This window comes from Rhodanobacter lycopersici, from assembly GCF_040812335.1.
Lineage (GTDB): Bacteria > Pseudomonadota > Gammaproteobacteria > Xanthomonadales > Rhodanobacteraceae > Rhodanobacter_A > Rhodanobacter_A lycopersici.
The window spans coordinates 830,452-847,964 of record NZ_JBFOHK010000001.1; the positions used below are offsets into that span (position 1 = coordinate 830,452).

Here is a 17,513-nt window from a genome sequence, read left to right on the forward strand (position 1 = left end):
CGCCGTGGTTTCCAGCGTGCCGCCGTCAAAGGTCAGCCCGCCGCTGGCGCCGCCCAGGTTGCCGTCCGCCGCGACCGACAAGATGCCGGCATCCATCACCGTGCCGCCGCTGTAGGTGTTCGCACCGCTCAAGGTCAGCGTGCCGGCGCTGGTCTTGGTCAGACTGCCGCTGGCGCCGCCGATGACGCCCGTCAGCGTGTCGCTCTGGCCGCTCGCCACGTCCACCGTCGCCGCACCGTTGAGCGTGATGGCGTTGCCCAGCGACAAACCGCTGGCAGCAAAACCCAGCGTGCTGCCGCCCGCCATGGTCAGCGCACCCGTGCCCAGCGCGGCGTCGTTGCCCGCCACGAGCTCGCCGCCACTGATCGTCGTGCCGCCCGTGTACGTGTTCGCGCCCGTCAGCGTTTCCGTGCCGCTCGTCAGCGCCAGGCTGCCGCCCGCGCCGCCGATCACGCCAGCGAAGCTGCCCGACGCATTGCCCAGGGTCAGCGTGTTGGCGCCCAGCGCCACCGTACCGCCCGTCGCGCCGCCCCCGCTCAGCGAACCGATGGTCTGGGCGCCCGCGGCGGAGATATCGAAAACCGCACCGCTGGCGTTGGCGAGCGTGACCGCACCGGTCGCGGCAAGGCTGCCGCCGCTGCCGATCGCCAGCGTGCCCCCATTGATCGTCGTGCCTCCGCCGTAGGTGTCCGCGCCGCTCAAGGTCAGCGTGCCGGCGCTGGTCTTGGTCAGGCTGCCGCTGGCGCCGCTTATGACGCCCGTCAGTGTGTCGCTCTGGCCGCTCGCCACGTCCACCGTCGCCGCACCGTTGAGCGTGACGGTGTTGCCAAGCGACAAACCGCTGGCAGCAAAACCCAGCGTGCTACCGCCCGCCATGGTCAGCGCACCCGTGCCCAGCGCGGCGTCGTTGCCCGCCACGAGCTCGCCGCCATTGATCGCCGTGCCGCCCGTGTACGTGTTCGTGCCCGTCAGCGTCAACGTGCTCGTGCCGGTCTTGGTCAGGCCGGTGCCGCTGATGACCCCCGATACCGTCAGCGCGGCGTCGGTCTGCAGCGTGCCGCCGCCCGTGCCCAGCGTGATAGCTCGACCGGTGCTGAACGCTGCCGTGTTCTCCAGCGTGCCGCCGTTGATCGTCACCCCGGCGGTGGCCGCACCCAGTGCGCTGTCCGAAGCGACCGCCAGCGTGCCGCCATTGATCGTCGTGCCGCCCGTGTACGTGTTCGCGCCCGTCAGCGTTTCCGTGCCGCTCGTCAGTGCCAGGCTGCCGCCCGTGCCGGCGATCACGCCAGCGAAGCTGCCCGACGCATTGCCCAGGGTCAGCGTGTTGGCGCCCAGATCGACGCTGCCCGCCGTACCAGCCAGCGAGCCAATGGTCTGGTCGCCCGCGGCAGAAATATCGAATGTGCCCGTCCCCGCCAGGGTCACGGCGCCAGTTGACGACAGGCTGCCGCCGCTGCCGATCGCCAGCGTGCCGCCATTGATCGTCGTGCCGCCGCCGTAGGTGTTCGCGCCGCTCAAGGTCAGCGTGCCGGCGCTGGTCTTGGTCAGGCTGCCGCTGACGCCGCCGATGATCCCCGTCAGCGTGTCGCTCTGCCCGCTCGCCACGTCCACCGTCGCCGCGCCGTTGAACGTGATGGCGTTGCCCAGCGACAGACTGCTCGCAGCAAAGCCCAGCGTGCTGCCGCCCGCCATGCTCATCGCGCCTGTGCCCAGCGCGGCGTCGTCGCCCGCCACGAGCTCGCCGCCATTGATCGTCGTGCCGCCGCCGTAGGTGTTCGCGCCACTCAAGGTCAGTGTGCCGGCGCTGGTCTTGCTCAGGCTGCCGTTGGCGCCGCTGATGATCCCGGTCAGCGTGTCGCTCTGCCCACTCGCCACGTCCACCGTCGCCGCGCCGTTGAGCGTGATGGCGTTGCCCAGGGACAGACCGCTCGCAGCAAAGCCCAGCGTGCTGCCGCCCGCCATGCTCACCGCGCCCGTGCCCAGCGCGGCGGCGTTGCCCGCCACGAGTTCGCCGCCACTGATCGTCGTGCCGCCCGTGTACGTGTTCGTACCCGTCAGCGTTTCCGTGCCGCTCGTCAGCGTCAGGCTGCCGCCCGTACCGCCGATCACGCCAGCGAAACTGTCCGACGCGTTGCTCAGCGTCAGCGTGTTGGCACCGAGGGACACCGTGCCGCCACCCGCCAGGCTGGTGACCGTGGTTCCAGCGGTCAAGCCCGAGATGTCGAACGTGCCGTTGTCGGTGAGGCTGCCGAGCGCCATGGCGCCGGAGCCGCCGAGAGTCAGGCTTCCGCTGCTGCCGATAATGGTCGTGCCAGCAGTCACGGCGCTTTCTGCGCTGGCCCCGGCACCATTCGCAGTCGCGGGATTCAACGCCAGACCAGCCGTACCGCTGACCGTCATTGCCGCATCGATATTGATGTTGTCGGCAGCCGTGAGGGTGAGCTTGTGGCTGCCCCAGCTCACCGCGTCGTCGACGTTTATGCTGCCGGTGCCGCCAGGGGTTTTCGTGCCCTGGCTGGACAGGATCGTGACGTCTCCGCTCGAAAGATTGGCACTCAACGTGGCACCGGTGATGTCGCCACCGGTGAGCGCGATGGTGAAATCTTCCGGGTCGATCAGCCAGTCGCCGCTCTGCCCACGCGGCGCCAGGGTATTGACCCGTGTACCGTCGGCCACGTGGACGTGCTCGCCCGAAGTCTCGATGCTGCCGCCGTTGCCGTCCAGGGCACCGCCCCGGGCGCTGAAGTTGCCTGCGACATTGCTGGTCTGGTTGCTCCACACGGCGATGGAACCGCCGTTGCCCGACTGCGTGGCGTCGGCGTTCAACGAAGCACCGGCCTCGATCGTGGTGTTGGCGGCTTGCAACAGGCCCTCGCCACCGCCCACGCGGATGCTGCCACCACCCAGCGCACCGGAGGCATCCACGCTGCCGCCGACGTCCACGTCCTGGTCCGAAAGCAGCTGCACGCTGCCGCCGTGCACACCGCTGGCGTCGATGCTGCCGCTGTCGACGGTGTTGCCGCCCGTGCCCACCAGCCGCACCACGCCACCGTCGGTGCTGATGCCGTGCGCGTCGATCACGCCCGTGTTGTTGACCAGGTTGGTGAACAGGTCCTTCGCGGCCGAGGCCTGCAGCACCACGGTGCCGCTGTCGGCCTGCAGGGTGCCGTTGTTCGTCACCGCGGCTTCGTCGGTGTTCAGCCGCTGCTGCAAGGCACCGGTGACCTGCACGCTGATCAGGCCGTCGCCGTCGAAATCCAGTACTGCCTTGTCGGCACCATCGAGGTTGATGTGGCCGTAGTTCGCCACGATCAGGCCGTCGTTCTCCACCTGTCCGCCGATCAGGCTCACCGAGCCGCCGCTGGCGGCCTGGATGGTGCCGTGATTGACGACACCGGCGCTGCCGCCATGGGCGTCGAGGTTGAAATGGTCGGAGAGGAAATCGGTGGGTGTGAGGTCCAGCGTGCTCGCCACCAGGCCGCCTACGTTCAGCTGCGCACCGCTGCCGAAGATGATGCCGTGGGTGTTGATCAGGAACACCTGGCCGTTGGAGTTGATGTGGCCGAAGATCTGGCTGGGGTTCTGGTCGAGGATGCGGTTGAGCGCCACCGCGTTGAACGAGGGCTGCTTGAACAGCACCGAGGCATCCTTGCCCAGGTTGAAGCTCTGCCAGTTCAGCGCCAGCAGCGTGGACTGCTGGTTGACCACGGTGTTGAGCCCGTTCTGCGCGATCGAGCCCGCGCCGCCGACCACCACGCCGCCGATCGGCGTGGTGCCGGGCGCCACGCCGCCGGACCCGGCCAGCGCGCCGCCGCAGAACGACAGCGAGCCGAGCGCCAGCGACAGGCTGAGCACCAGCCGCCGCCGATGCAACCGTTCCAGCGGCGACCGCGCCCCTGCATTTGCCTGTGCACCGGAAACCCGAGTGGTGTTAGCCGTGATCTTGTTCATGATCGTGTCCGTCAGAACGTGAGGCCGAAGCGCCCGTACACGTGGTACCCGTGGTCGTCGGAGGCCTTCTGGCTGCCCAGCGGCACGGCACCGTCGAGGTGGAATTCGAGGTGGTGCCAGAACGGCAGGCGGAAGATGAAGCCTGCGCCGGCGCCGCTGTAGGTCACCGGCGTGAGTCCGCTGGCGCGCTCCTGGGCCACCGGGAAGCCGCGCGCGTAGTCGAGGAAGGTTTCCAATTCCAGCAGCTCGCGCCACGGCCGGCCGCGGAATGGCGACACCTTGTCGCTGAAACCCGGCGCGTCCACGTGATACTCCAGCGAGGTGTAGTAGCCGCGGGCGCTGAGCGAGTCGGCGATCGGGTAGGCGCGCACGCTGTCCGGGCCGCCGATCGCGAACTGCTCCAGCGGCGCCAGCACGTCGTCGCTGTATTGCCCGTTGAACTTGAAGTACAGCCGCTGGGTGCGGGTGAGGAACTGCAGGCGGGTGTACGAGATCCGCTCGGACAGGAAGCTTCTGGAATGGTCGGGACTGACCAGGTCGGGCTGCTTCGAATCGTCGCTGATCGACTTGCGCACATCGACCTGGAGGATGTCCACGCCGTTGAAGCGCTTGTCGATGTGCTGCATCCCGAAACCCAGGTCGGCCACGTCGAAGCGCTCGTCGGACAACGGGAAGTCGAAGCCGCCCAGGTTCAGCTTCGACTCCTCGCGGATGAGATGCAGGGTGCCGGCCATCTTCAGGTCTTCGTCGTTGACGAACTTCCAGTCGGCGCCGCCGAAGTAGGAGGAACTGGGGCCCTCCACGTTGAGCTTGGCGAACTGGCCGGAGTTGATCTGCAGCTCGCTGCGGGTGGCACCCACCACCATGCTGAGTCCGGGCACCACTACCGTCGGCGCGCGATAGGCCACCGAACCGTAGACGTTCTGGCTGGGGTCCATCGCATAGTCGACGTTGGCGGCGAGACTGTCGCCGATGCCCAGCGGGCTGTTCCAGGTGATGCCCGCCTCCGCGCGATAGCGGCCGGTGAGGTCGGTGCCGTAGTCGTTCGCGCCCAGGGTGATGGTGTACGGCCGCGGCGCCTCGCGCGCGACCATGATCAGGTCGGTGTCGCCGGTCTGCTCGCCGGGCTGGAAGGTGGAGGTCACCGACACGCCCGGCAGGTCGCGGTCGTACAGCAGCGCCGTGTCCACGTCGTTCTTCTGCAACGCCTTGCCGCGCAGTTTCTCGGCCGGCGCCGCGATCACGCCAGGGTGGTAGCGCCTGGTGCCCTTGACGATGATGCGACCGATCTTTCCTTCCAGCACCTGGATGCGCACGATGTGGTCGTTGCCCACCGTCTGCGCCGGCAGGAAGGCAAGGGCCACGATGAAGCCGGCCTTGCGGTAGCGATCGGTGATCGTGTCGGCCACGCCCTGCAACTGGTCGAAGCCGAGCTGCGCCGGCTGCCCGTTGCCGCCGCCGAGCTTGTGGAATTGCGCGTCGGCCAGCGACTGGATGCTGGCCGGCGTGATGCCGGTGCCCTTGTGCTCGCCCACGCCGTCCACGTGGAAGCCCAGCACGGCGATCCGCTGCGTCTGCGCACTGCCGACATCGCGCTCCCTGAGCGGCGGCACCACCCGGTCGGGTGGCGCCGCGGGCACGGGCGCGGCAGGCGTTTGTGCAGCGGGCCGGGGCGCGGCGCCCGGCGCCGCCTGCGCCACGACCGATGCCGCCGCGACGGCCGTCTGGCCGGCGCCCGCCGTCGTATGCACCGTATAGGCCATCACCTGATCGGGCAGGTAGGCGTGGGCATCCGGGTAGCCGGCCTTGTGCAAGGCCAGGGTGATCCGGTCGGCCAGCGCCTGCAGTTGCACCGCGGTCAGCGCGGCGGGGTGGCCGTCTGCCGCCAGCGTCTGCTGGTATTCGCGGTCGATGATGGCCTGCACGGCGGACTGCGCTCCGGGTCCGGCGGTGGCCGACACGCCGCTGACCAGGATCTGCGGCGGACTCCCCCCTGCCACTTGCGCCCATGCCTCTCCGGTCCCCAGGACCAGCGCCAACGCTGCTGCCAGACAGACCCTGCGCACGGCAATCCCCTTCCCATGATCGATGACGAACGTGCACGACGCCAATGGCGCTCGTGCCATCCCGCGGTTTGGCCATGGTGGAGGGACGACACGTGCCGGACTGCCTGCCGGGTCCGGATCCACGATCATCGAAACCAGACCGTCCTTGGTACTCAATGCGCAAAGCGGCGGCTTTTTCAGTCACGCCGGACGGACCGGTTGCGCAAACCGGGATGCCGTCGTCAATTTCCCCGCAGCAGCCAGTACAGCAGCAGCGCGCACAGCACCAGGCCGGATGCGAAGGCCAGCAGCTGTTTCCATGCCACGGCGTGGCGGGCGGCGAAGGGGGTCGGCAGGGATTCCGCCGACGCGGTTTGCGCATGGGCGCCGGACGCGCTGCGCCCGCCCTGCTGGGTGATCCTGCCGCGCAAGGTGTTGCGGGCCGTGATGCCGTGGCTGTCGCACAGGGAGCCGAGCAGCTGGCGGCGTCGCAGGCGGTATTCCTCGCGGCTGATCCGCCCGCTGTAATGGGCTTCGTCGAGGACACGAAGCCCTTGATTGACCCGCCGCTCCCGCTCGCTCATTTCAGCTCCCGCAGCACCCGGAACCCGACGTCCTTCTGCGCGCTGCCATTGTCGCTCCGATGGCTGTCCACCGTGCAATCGGACCAGTAGCTGTTGTAGCTGCCGCCGCGCACGATCACGCCGCCGCCGTCGCTCACCCACTCCCAGACATTGCCGGTCATGTTCACCAGCCCCCAGGGGTTGGGTTCGCGGCCCAGTGCGGAAATCGGGCCGCCGCCGCTGTCGTCGCTGGCCGAGGGCGGGATGCAATTGCTGTCCGGCGACTGCTTCCAGCCGCTCCCTGCCTGCGCCGCATGCATCCATTCGGCATCGCTGGGCAGGCGGTAGGTGTAGCCGCTGGCGCTGCTGAGCCACTGCATGTAGGCCCTGGCCTGGGCCAGGCTGATGTTGCTGGCCGGCAACTGGCTGGCATCCCGGTCGCTCGCCGGCAAACCGGCGCAGGCATGACTGGCCTTGCAGTAGCGGTTGAATTCGCCCACGGTGATTTCGGTGCGGGACATCGCATAGGGCTTGCCGCCACCCGCGGCCGGGATCACCACCAGGGCTGGACCGCGCCCGCTGGCGCCCAGGGTGTCCGAACAGGCGCGACCTTTGCCGACCAGGTCCGGGCGGGCACAGGGATCGCTGCCGGCGCCGGCGGCGACCGTGGCCGGTGCGGCCGTGCCGGCGGCTTCCGTCGGAGTCTTGGCCGCGGCGCCGGGGACGGGCCTGGTCGCCGCCGCTTCGTTCGGCGCATGGCCTGGCGTGACGGCAGGCGGTGCGGAGGGTGCGGACGGCACGGGGGCTGCCGGGGACGGCGCCACCGTTGCGGCGGCGGTGCTGGGCTTGAGGCTGTCCAGCCATGCGGCCAGGCTGCCCTGCGGCAGGTGGCCATGCTGCTTCAGGTCGGATTCCAGGTCGTCCAGCCCCTGTGCATCGGCTTTGCGGGCGCCGCTCAGCTGGGTGCCCAGACGCTGGTAGTCGGCTTCGGCCAGGGGCTTGCCGTTGGCCTTCAGCAGCGCGGCGACGAGTTCGTAGCGCTGCTGCGCATTGCGCAGGTCGCTGCGGTTGCCCAGCGCCTTCAGGCCCTGCGCCAACACGTTCGATGCAGCCTGGTACTTGCCGCGCTGGAACTGCTCGTCGGCCTGCCCCAGATAGGCCGAGGCCACCAGTTGCGGGCCTTCCTTGGCGAGGAAGGGATTGTCCGGCTGCAGGGTGCGGATGCGGGCCAGCGATTCCAGCGCCTTGGCGCTGTCGTCGGCGGCCGCCGCCCGCCGCACCGACTCGATGCGCGAGGCCACCTCGGCCGTGGCGGCTTCCTGGTCGAGCTGGGCCTGCGCCTGGCTCTGCAACGCGGCCAGCTTGTCGCGCTGGGCGAGCAGCGGCGCCGACTGCGGCGCGTACTGCAGGCCGAGATTCACCAGCGCCAGATCCTGCGGCAGGTGCACCGGATCGGTCTGCTGCCCCGCGACACCTGCGATGGCAGTGCCCAGCGCCGCCACCAGGCGACGCGTTTCCGGCGACTGGTCGTTGTGCAGCACAACCATCGCACTCGCCACCGACTGCTGCCAGCTGGCGTTCGCCGACGGGCTGGCCACCAGCGCGGCCAGCGCACTGCGTGCCTGCGCGATGCTCTGCACCGGTGCACCTGGCGCCGGTGCAGTCGGCGCGGGGACGGCCAGAGCGGCCAGCTGCGCCGCGCGCTGCTTCAGCCGCGTCGAATCAGGAAACAGCCGGGTGGCAAGCGCCAGCCGCTGGCGCGCCTCGTCCACATGGTCGGCGCTCAGCGACTGGCCGATCGCGATGTCGTACTTCAGCTCCAGCTCGGCGTTGCGCAGCAGCGCGCTGTGCGGATCGATCGCACGGATGCGGTCCAGCGTGGCCACCGCGTTGTCGGGCTGGTTCTCGAAGATCGCGCCGGCGGTGACGCGCTGCGACAGCTCGGTATCCAGCGTGTTGAGCAGGTCGTTCTTCTGCTGGGTCACTTCGGTGCGCCGGCTGTCCAGCTTGGGCGAGTACAGCTTCAACTGGTCGCGCAACTGGAACACGTGCTGGGCACCGGGAAAGTCGTAGTGGCCCTTGGCCGGGTTCCAGTAGGCATCGATGCGCGCGAGCAGGAAGTTCTGAATCGTCTCGCCCTGGTCCAGCACCAGCCGCTTGCGATCGTCCTCGCCGAGGCCGTCCAGCGCCTGCATCGCATCGTTCTCGTTCGCGTAGTGATGCGGGTTGCCGGCCGCGAAGCGCGCGATCACCTGGGACAGGTGATGCTGGTGCAGGTAGCTGACCGTACCCCAGGTGCCGCCGGCGATCACCACCGCGGCGACCGCGCCGTAACCCAGCCATGGCACCAGCCGCTCGCGCAGGCCGATCTCGCGCAGGCCGTCGATCAGCTCGCTCGCGCTCTGCAGGCGCTGCTCGGCATGGAACGCAACGCTGTCGCACAGCGTCTTGTACTGGCGCCGGGTCAGGCCGGGCACCAGCGGCGGCTTGCGGCCCTCCTTCATCGCCACTTCGGCGCTCTGCTTGTCGAACGGGTGCTTGCCGGTGAGCAGCTCGAAGGTCACGCAGCCCAGCGCGTAGATGTCGTCGGACGGCGACGGCTCCTTGCCCTGGATCATCTCCAGGCTGGCGTAGGCCGGCGTCAGCGCGCCCAGCGTGCCGGCGTCGAACACCGTCTCCTCGCCGGTAGCCTCGCTCAGGTGCTTGCCGGCGCGCGCGATGCCGAAGTCGAACACCTTGGGTACGCCCTCGCGCGTCACCATCACGTTGCCGGGCTTGAAGTCCGAGTGCACGATGCCGGCCGCGTGGGCGCGCTTCAGTGCCCAGCCCATGCCCTCGATCAGCGGCCGCGCCTCGGCCAGCGGCATGCCGTGGTACGCGCGTTCGCGGATCAGCGTGCGCAGGTCGGTGCCGTCGATGTACTCCATCGTCATGAAGACGATGGTGCGGTCCTTGTCGAAGTCGTAGACGCGCACGATGTTGTCGTGCGCCAGCAGCTGCGCGCGGCGCGATTCGCGCTGCAGCGCGATCAGCGAGTCGGGATGGCGGCGGAACTCGTCGTTCAGCACCTTCACCGCCACGTAGGGATCGCGGTCGCGTGCCTCCACCTTGCGTTCGTCGCGGGCGAGGTAGACCACGCCCATGCCGCCGCGGCCGATCTCGCGTTCCAGCAGGAAGCGCCCCTTCAGCAGCATGCCGACGGTGGCGTAATCGCCGGTTTCGGCCTCGGCCACCTTTTCCCAGCTGGAACGGTTGAAGCTGCTGCTGGAGGCGGTGCCCTGGGTGCCGGTGACGGCGGTGGCCTGCGGCGTGTCGGCCGCGGGCGGGCGCGAGGCGGGCGCGACCATGGTGGCATCCGCATCGCTGGCGGGCGCCGGTGGGCGCGAGGCGGGCTGCACCATGGTCATCTCGGCATCCGGCGGCGGCGCGGCCGCGCGATCCGACACCCGCACCTTCGTCACGTCCTCGTCCACCGCCGCAGCCGGTGCTGCGAGTGGCGTTGCCGGCGCCGGCGCAGACGGCTGCAGGCTGCGCAGCTTCGCGGCAAGCGCACGCGCCAAGGTCGGCTCGAGCCGGCCGTCGGCCGCCATCGCCTCGAGCAGGGCCTGCTCGTCGCGGCAGGTTTCGTCCGGCAGCGCGCCGCGTGCGGTAAGCGCCTCGAACAGCCCGGGCAGCGAGAGCCGCTTGGCCTGGTAGTCGGCGATCAGTTCGGCAATAGGAGTCATGGGGAGGCTTTGCTCAATCCTGGAGACGCACGATCACGGCGGAAATGTTGTCGCGCGCGGCGCGCTGCAGCGACAGTTCGAACAGGCGGGCCAGCAGTGCCTGCGGCTCGGGCTGGTTGCGGGATTCGACATCGAGTTCCTCGTCGCCCAGCTCCTTGTTGATGCCATCGGAACAGAGCAGGAATTGCGTGCCGGGCCGGTTGCTCGCCACCACCCAGTCCATGAACAGGCGTTCCTCGGCACCGACCGCCCGGCTGAGCACGCCGGCGCCCGCCTGCGCCGTCGCCACGCCGCCGCCGAACTGGGTGATGTCGTCCTTGGTGCCGTGCACGTGGTCGCGGGTGATCTGGCGCAGATGGCCGTCCTCGTTGCAGTAGGCGCGGCTGTCGCCCACCCAGCCGCACAGCATGAAGTCCTTGTCGTGCACCAGCAGCACCACGGTCGAGCCGATGATGTCGCTGCCGCGCTCCAGCGCGGTGGCGATCAGGTCGGCGTTGATCTGCTGCAGGCTGTCCTCGATCGCCTCGATGAAGTCGAACACGCTGCCCTTGCGCGGCAGCGCGCCCAGCCGCTCGACGATCATCTGGCTGGCGTAGTCGCCGGCGGCATGGCCGCCCAGGCCGTCGGCGACCACCCACAGGCCGACGTCGTCGCGCAGCAGGATCGAGTCCTCGTTGTGCCGACGCACCTTGCCGGTCTCGGTACGGCCAGCGGACTGGTAATGCAGGGTCATGGCTGCACCTCGATCACGGCCAGCGGCCAGCCGGCCGCGTTGGAACCCAGTCCCGCCGCGGCGGCGATGTGCGCGCACGCGGCGTCCGGCGACGGCAACGCCAGCGCCTCGGCCAGTAGCAGAGGCTGCAGTTCCGCCAACTTGCGGGTAGCCAGCAGCAGCAGGCGGTCGCCGGTATCGATCTCGCAGACGATCTCGTCGCAGATCGGCTGCGTGGGCGCACCAAGACCCGGTGCCACCGGCGAGGTGCGGCTGAACAGCAGGTCGTCCAGCTCGCCGCCGAGCCCCGCGCCATCGGGCGGCAGCTCGCCGCCGGCGAACACGGGATGCAGCTGGCCCGCGCGCCAGTGCCAGGCACTCGCGGTGCCGATGCGCAGCAGGTCGGCCCAGCGCCCGGTGACGCGCACCGCGATCACCGCGCCATCCTCGTGCACCGGTTCGGCGTGATCCTCGGCCAGCTGGCCCAGGCGCGTGTGCAGCACAAGAAGACGCGTGCGCAGGGCCTGCATGCCGGCGACGAAGTCGCTGGGCACGAAGCGGCCGATCAGCTCGCTGACCGACGCGGCCGCCTGCCGGCGCGGATCGGGTGCGCCGTCGTCCGCCACCACCATGGTCAGCGCGCAATCGTAGCGGTGCAGCACGCGCGCGCCGCCCACGTCGGCGGCGCGCTGCGTGGTTTCCGCCGCACTGGGTTCGACCGCGTCCAGATGCGGCGCCAGGTCGGCGAACAGCTCGGACAAGTCGTCGGGCAGGCGGACCGGCGTCGGCTCTGGCTGCACCGGCGGCGGCGATACCGCCTGTGCGGCTGGCGGCCGGGGCGCGCGCGGTGCTGCGAACGCGCCCGGCGTCTGCCAGGGCATGTCGGCATGCGCCACATCGAGCATGCCGGCATGCGCGGCCGGCTCGGGCAGGCCGCGGGTGACCAGCGCGCTGGCCGGTATCCGCGCCGCACCCGCCGTCCACCACAATGCGTATCCGGGCAAAGCCTGCAACTGCGCCCACAACGCGGACAGGAACACCGTGTCGACAGCCGGCGGCAGCGGCAGACGCCAATGGCCCGCGCTGCGCCAGTCGACCCGTGACACGGCTTCGCGCACCGGATCGGGCGGAGCCAGCGGATCCGGCAACGCAGCGATGCGCGCCTCGAATGCCTCGACACCCTCGCATCGCGCCTGCGCGTCGCGATGCGCGCGCTCGGCGGCGGCGAACCAGGCATCGTTGCGCAGGGCCGCATCGACGGCGGCGGCATCCGCCAGCGGCACGGCGATCACCATCGGAAAGCAGCGCCCGACCCGATCCGTGGCCGGTCCCGTCACGCCGGCCCAGGCCATGTCGCCGCAGATGCCCGGCGCCAGCACGAAGCGCCACACTGCGCCGTCGCGCCATGCCTGCGCCCAGTCGTCGCCCAGCCGCGCACGGCTGGCGCTGACCGCCTGCTCGAAATGGCGGTCCCACACGTCCACGAAGGACGCCGGCAGGCGCCGCTGCACGAAATCCCCGGTACCGGGAAGCTTGCCGAAGAATCCCACCCCTGTCGGATTCGGCATGCGGTCATCCCCCGCACCGGAAACGTTGCACTTCGGTATTGAGGAACGGATTCTTCAGGTTGCTGGCCTGGATCGTCAGCTTCGCCGTCTTGCCGCCGAAGTTGAAGCTGGCGAGGAAGCTCAGGTCCGACTGCTTTTGCAGGTGCGCCGCCTGCAGCGCGCGGAAGAACGCCCAGTCGCCCTGGTAGTCGAAGGTGCTGAGCAGGGTGCCTGAGCTGTCCCATGCGGAGATCGTGACGTGGCCCGGCTGCGGCCCCGGCCACTTCATCGCCATGCTGGTGGCGCCACCGGGCTGGTAGACGTATTTCTGGCCGTCGACGTCGAACTCCAGCTTCCCGATGCCGGGATCGAGCAGCGGCGCCTGCACGGTGAAATCCACTTCGGGCAGGTTACCGCTGCGGAAATACATCTGGCGGATGTCGTCGGCCATCTGCGCCTGCGCCAGCACGCCCGGCGGACCGGCCACCGCGCCTGGACCGGTCTTCCACTGCCAGTTGCGGCCGCTGGCGTCGACCAGCTTGGACAGGGTCTGCTTGTTGAACGTGTCGAAGCTGCCGCCGTTGCCGAACAGCTCGCCGAAGTTCTGCAGCGGGATGTCGGTGCGGCTGTCCGGCGAGAACGGGTAGCGACCACGCACGAAACTGGCGCAGTCCTTGCCCACCACCTGCTGGAACTGGTCGCCCAGCGCGCCCTTGGTGCCGCTGGCCACCAGCGCCTGGCTCTTGCCGGTGACCGCATTGACCCAGCCGGACACCGGCGCCGGCAGCTGCGATGCCTGCTGCTGCGCCAATAGCAGCTGCGGGTTGGGCTGGCCGGCGGCGTTGCTGAAATCGGTCATGGTCAGCAGCGTCTTGCTCAGCTGGTCGAGCACCTGCAGGGTCTGGTCGATCGGCGCGGCACCCGGTGCGCCGGCGCTCAGCTGGTCCAGCGTGGCGAAGTGCGCGCTGATCGCCGCGCCCGGTGGTGCAGCCGCGGGCGCGGCGGCACCACCGCCACTCGAAGCGAGTGCGCGGGCCAGCGCGTTCTGGGTGAGCTTCTGCGCCGCCTTCTTCTCCGCGGCCTGCTCCGCGCCGGCCAGCGCCTTGTCCCCGGCATCCTGCGGCGGCGCCTTCATCATGTCGCTGGTGTTGTCGCGCACCGTGTTGAGCAGTGCCTTCAGCGGCGAGCTGGGCCCCGACAGCTTGGCGGCGATCGCGCTGGCGTCCTGGATGCTGGTGACCGGCTGCAACTGCAGGTCGGCGAGCAGATCGTCCCAGGCCTTGATGTAGTCCTGCTCGTACAAGGCCTGCACCTGCTGCGCGAGGCGTGCCTTCTGCAGGCTGTCGATGGGCGTGGCGCCGAACACCCAGTCGTCCTTGGCGAACTGCTCGACCGCCTGCGCGATGCCCTTGCTCGCCTCGTACTGGAACATCGGCTGGGTATACAGCGCCGGCACCGGCTCGGACAACGCCGTGCCGCTCTTGCGGACGAACACGTTGCCGAGCAGGCCCAGCGCCTTGTCCAGTTGCAGCGGCGGATAGTCCGTGCTGCCGGCGCCGAGCTTGAGGTTGCCGTAGATCAGCGTGGGCAGGTCGGCCGTGCGCAGGGTGTTGCGCGCCTGCTCCACCAGGGTCTTGTCCAGGCCCAGCGCGCGCAGCCGGCCCGGCTCAGCCACCAGCGCATGGAAATGCTTCGCCAGCGCCTGCTGCAGCACCGGGTCGCCGGGGAACACCTTGCGCCACTCGATGTTGGTGAGCGCGACCAGTTCGTCGGCGTTCTGGTGCTGCGGCTCGCCCAGCATCAGGTAGCCCTTGAGGTAGTAGTACAGCGCCTGCGGATCGCTGGCATTGCCGGTGAGCCCGATGCGGAACTGCGCGGCCACGCCCGGCAGCAGCAGGCCGTTCAGTTCGCGCAGGTAGGCATCGTGCACCTCCCCGCCCACCGCGCTGCCCTGGTAGAGGCCGAAGCGCATGCCCATCGGCACGTGGTCCCGGTATTTGTTCGCGGCGTCCTGCACGGCGGACAGGCCTTCCAGGCGCTCGAGCACGCGGGCGAAATACTCCTTCTGGGTGGTCGCGGCGTCGAGGTCGCTCTTGGCCGGGTAGCCCTGCAGCGCGGCCTGCACCTGGGCAAGGTAACCGCGGTTGCGTCCGTAGCTGGTGCCGAAGCCGGCCAGCAGCAGCACGGTTAGCAACAGCACGACCGCGTAGGACGCGGCCTGCAGCAGCACCTTCTGCCGCTCCAGCGCCGGGTTGGTGCCGGCGAAGCCCGACTCGCCGAACAGGACCTCTTTCAGCAGGCGCTCGACGAAGAAGGTGCGTCGCTGCGCGCCGGGCACATGCAACTGCGCCGCGTCCACGCCGAAGGTGCGCGCCACCGCACCCATCATGCGATCGATCGGCGTGCCTTCCTGCGTACCCGAGGTGAGGTAGACGCCGCGCAGCAGCGGCTGCGCGGCATAGGCGTGGCCGCTGAACACGCCTTCCACGAAGCGCCGCGCGATGTCGCGCAGGGCGGACAGCTGCTGCGGGAACGACAGGATCGCCGCGCGCCGGTTGCGGTCGCGCTCGGCGTGCAGGCGATCGAGGATGCGCGTGTCGAGCTGGCGCAGCAGCAGGTCGAACTCCTCGCCGAAGCGCTTGGCGGCGCTGCCGTCCATGGTCGCTTCGAGCGGGAACGAGAAACCCCACACCTGGCTGCGCAGCTCGGGGCTGAGATCGTCGAAGAACTCGCCGAAGCCGGCGACCAGGTCGCACTTGGTAAAGGTGAGGTACACCGGCACGCCGATGCGCAGGTGCGTGGCCAGCTCGTCCAGCCGGCGCCGGATCGCCTGGATGTGTTCCGCGAGCCCCGCCTCGTCCAGCGTGAGCAGGTCGGACATGCTCATCGCGATCACCACGCCGTTGATCGGCCGGCGCTTGCGGTACTTGCGCAGCAGCTTGAGGAACTCCGCCCACGCCGAGGCATCGGCGGCGCGGTCGGAATCCTGCATGGTGTAGCGGCCGGCGGTGTCGAGGAACACCGCCTCGTCGGTGAACCACCAGTCGCAGTTGCGGGTGCCGCCGATGCCGCGCAGCGCCTCCTTGCCGAAGCGCTCGGACAACGGAAAGTTGAGCCCGGAGTTCTGCAGCAGCGTGCTCTTGCCCGAGCCCGGCGGACCGATCACCACGTACCACGGCAGCGCATACAGGTTGCCGCCGCGACGGGTCTTGCGCAGGGTGTCGACCGCCTCCTGGAAGCGCGCCTGCAGCTGGTTGCGCTCGGCCGCGCTGCGATCGTCGCGCTCGCCGGACGCGGCGCCCTGCCCCGCGAGTTCGCCGGACATCTGCTGCGCCTTGCCGCGCGCGCGCCACGCGCGGATCTGCAGGATCGCCAGCCACACCACCACGATCAGCACGATCAGCAACAGCCGCGCCGCCACGCCGGCCAGCGGCTGTGACGCGCCGATGCCCAGGTACGGGCCGCCCAGCCAGATCAGCAGCGCCAGCAGCACGATGCCGACGAGGGTGATGAACCAGCCGGTCTTCAACATGGTCAGGAACTTGGCCACTGGTTCAACCCTCGGGGATGTACATCAGTTCCACGCGCCGGTTGCGCGCACGATTGGCCGGCAGGTTCGGCGGCAGCGCGATCGGCTGCGAGTCGCCCGCGCCGCTGGCTTCGAGCCGGCCGGGGTTGTCCAGGCCTTCGCCGAGCACCTGCTGCACCGCATGCGCGCGTGCCGCGGAGAGCGCGAAGTTGTCCTTGAACTTCAGCGAGCGGATCGGCTGGTCGTCGGTATGCCCCACCACGATCACCCGCCCCGGCACCTGGTTCAGCGCCGCGGTGATCGCGTGCAGCAGCGGCAGTTCGGCATCGCTCACGTCCACGCCGCCGGAGGCGAACATGCCGGTGGCCGACAGCCGCACCAGTTCGCGGCCGTTGCCCTGCTCGATGATGGCGAGCTTGCCGGCCTGCTCCTCGGGCGCCAGCAATTGCTTGAGCGTGGGATGCGCCGGCGGCGGATTGGTCTTGTCCAGTTGCGCCATGGCCGGTGGCGTGGGACTTTCCAGGCCGATCTGCGCCAGCTGCGCGCTGACCGGCGCGGACAGCGTGTTCAGTCGCGCATGGAAGTACAGGTAGGCGCCAAGCAGCACGCAGGCCGCCGCGGCCACGATCACCCACAGCGGCACGTAGCGGATCAGCGGATTGCGCTTGTCCTGGATGCCGCGCCAGTGCGGCGCCAGTTCCTGCGCGGCAGGCGCACGCTGCGCGCGGATGCGCCGGTACAGGTCTTCCTGGATGTCGGCCAGCCTGGCGCGGCCGCCCGCCTCGATCAGGTAACGCCCGCCGAAGCCCAGCGCGAGGCAGATGTACATCAGCTCGATCAGGTCGAGGTGGCGCGAGAAATCCGCGCACAGGCGCTCCAGGATCTGGAAGAACTTCGCGCCGCCATAGGACTCGCCGTGGAAGGTCACCAGCAGGGTCTGCTGCGCCCAGCCGCTCTGCTCGCCCCAGGGCGCGTTGAGTACCGCCTCGTCGAGCATGGTGCACAGCACGTAGCGCGCGGCCACCGCGGTCTGCTGGGGAATGTTCGCCTGCTGCGCGTGGCTCTCGAACTTGCGTACCTGGGCCACCACCTGTTCGCGCAGATGGTGCGCGTCCGGCGGCGTGGCGCTGTGGCGCAGCTGCACCGCCAGCAGCAGCAAGGGACTGGCCGCCTGCACCAGCGGATTCATGCCGCCGCCGAGGAAGGCGCTGATCTCGGCCGGCGTGGCCGCCGCGGCACGCGGCGCAGCTGCCGGCGGTGGTGGCGCGACCGGCGCGGGAGCAGGCACCGGCGCGGGCGCGGCGCCGCGCGGACGCACCACGGTGGCGTCGCGCATCGGATCGTCGTCGTAGGGTCCCTTGGGCGTATTCATCTCTGAACCTGCTTATGGCCTTCAAGCACTCCGCGCCGGAAGCTGTTTGCGCGCAGGCCAAGGAAGAAC

The 17,513-nt window shown here is 69.7% G+C and carries 8 protein-coding genes; all 8 read right to left on the minus strand.

The annotated features are described in order from the left end of the window. On the minus strand, nucleotides 1-3,951 hold a 3,951-nt coding region (locus tag ABQJ54_RS03810; RefSeq protein ID WP_367852935.1), incomplete at its 3' end, for an autotransporter-associated beta strand repeat-containing protein. Between the two features lie 11 nt (nucleotides 3,952-3,962). Further along, entirely contained in the window at nucleotides 3,963-5,714 is a 1,752-nt protein-coding gene (locus tag ABQJ54_RS03815; protein ID WP_367853562.1) for a ShlB/FhaC/HecB family hemolysin secretion/activation protein, read from the minus strand. A 524-nt stretch (nucleotides 5,715-6,238) separates the two neighbouring features. Then, entirely contained in the window at nucleotides 6,239-6,580 is a 342-nt protein-coding gene (locus tag ABQJ54_RS03820; protein WP_367852936.1) for a hypothetical protein, read from the minus strand. Beyond that, nucleotides 6,577-10,284, minus strand: a complete 3,708-nt coding sequence (locus tag ABQJ54_RS03825; RefSeq protein WP_367852937.1) for a protein kinase domain-containing protein — start codon at nucleotides 10,282-10,284, stop codon at nucleotides 6,577-6,579. Before ABQJ54_RS03825 ends, ABQJ54_RS03820 begins: the two co-directional genes overlap by 4 nt. Before the next feature lie 13 nt (nucleotides 10,285-10,297). Then, nucleotides 10,298-11,017: a PP2C family protein-serine/threonine phosphatase gene (locus ABQJ54_RS03830; protein WP_367852938.1), complete on the minus strand. Its 720-nt coding sequence runs from the start codon at nucleotides 11,015-11,017 to the stop codon at nucleotides 10,298-10,300. Further along, on the minus strand, nucleotides 11,014-12,564 hold the full coding sequence (gene tagF / locus ABQJ54_RS03835) for a type VI secretion system-associated protein TagF (protein ID WP_367852939.1): 1,551 nt from the start codon (nucleotides 12,562-12,564) through the stop codon (nucleotides 11,014-11,016). Before tagF ends, ABQJ54_RS03830 begins: the two co-directional genes overlap by 4 nt. A 4-nt stretch (nucleotides 12,565-12,568) precedes the next feature. Further along, complete coding sequence (tssM, locus tag ABQJ54_RS03840; RefSeq protein WP_367853563.1) at nucleotides 12,569-16,075, minus strand: type VI secretion system membrane subunit TssM; 3,507 nt, start codon at nucleotides 16,073-16,075, stop codon at nucleotides 12,569-12,571. Nucleotides 16,076-16,097: 22 nt separating this feature from the next. Next, a complete protein-coding gene (gene icmH, locus ABQJ54_RS03845; protein ID WP_367852940.1) occupies nucleotides 16,098-17,444 on the minus strand; it encodes a type IVB secretion system protein IcmH/DotU in 1,347 nt (448 codons plus the stop codon). Nucleotides 17,445-17,513 lie beyond the last annotated feature (69 nt).

What these genes read in the sequence shown, in the direction of transcription:
- ABQJ54_RS03815 (WP_367853562.1), bottom strand. Translation starts at nt 5,714, where the DNA reads ATGGCCTATACGGTGCATACGACGGCGGGCGCCGGCCAGACGGCCGTC.
- ABQJ54_RS03820 (WP_367852936.1), bottom strand. Translation starts at nt 6,580, where the DNA reads ATGAGCGAGCGGGAGCGGCGGGTCAATCAAGGGCTTCGTGTCCTCGAC.
- ABQJ54_RS03825 (WP_367852937.1), bottom strand. Translation starts at nt 10,284, where the DNA reads ATGACTCCTATTGCCGAACTGATCGCCGACTACCAGGCCAAGCGGCTC.
- ABQJ54_RS03830 (WP_367852938.1), bottom strand. Translation starts at nt 11,017, where the DNA reads ATGACCCTGCATTACCAGTCCGCTGGCCGTACCGAGACCGGCAAGGTG.
- tagF (WP_367852939.1), bottom strand. Translation starts at nt 12,564, where the DNA reads ATGCCGAATCCGACAGGGGTGGGATTCTTCGGCAAGCTTCCCGGTACC.
- tssM (WP_367853563.1), bottom strand. Translation starts at nt 16,075, where the DNA reads ATGTTGAAGACCGGCTGGTTCATCACCCTCGTCGGCATCGTGCTGCTG.
- icmH (WP_367852940.1), bottom strand. Translation starts at nt 17,444, where the DNA reads ATGAATACGCCCAAGGGACCCTACGACGACGATCCGATGCGCGACGCC.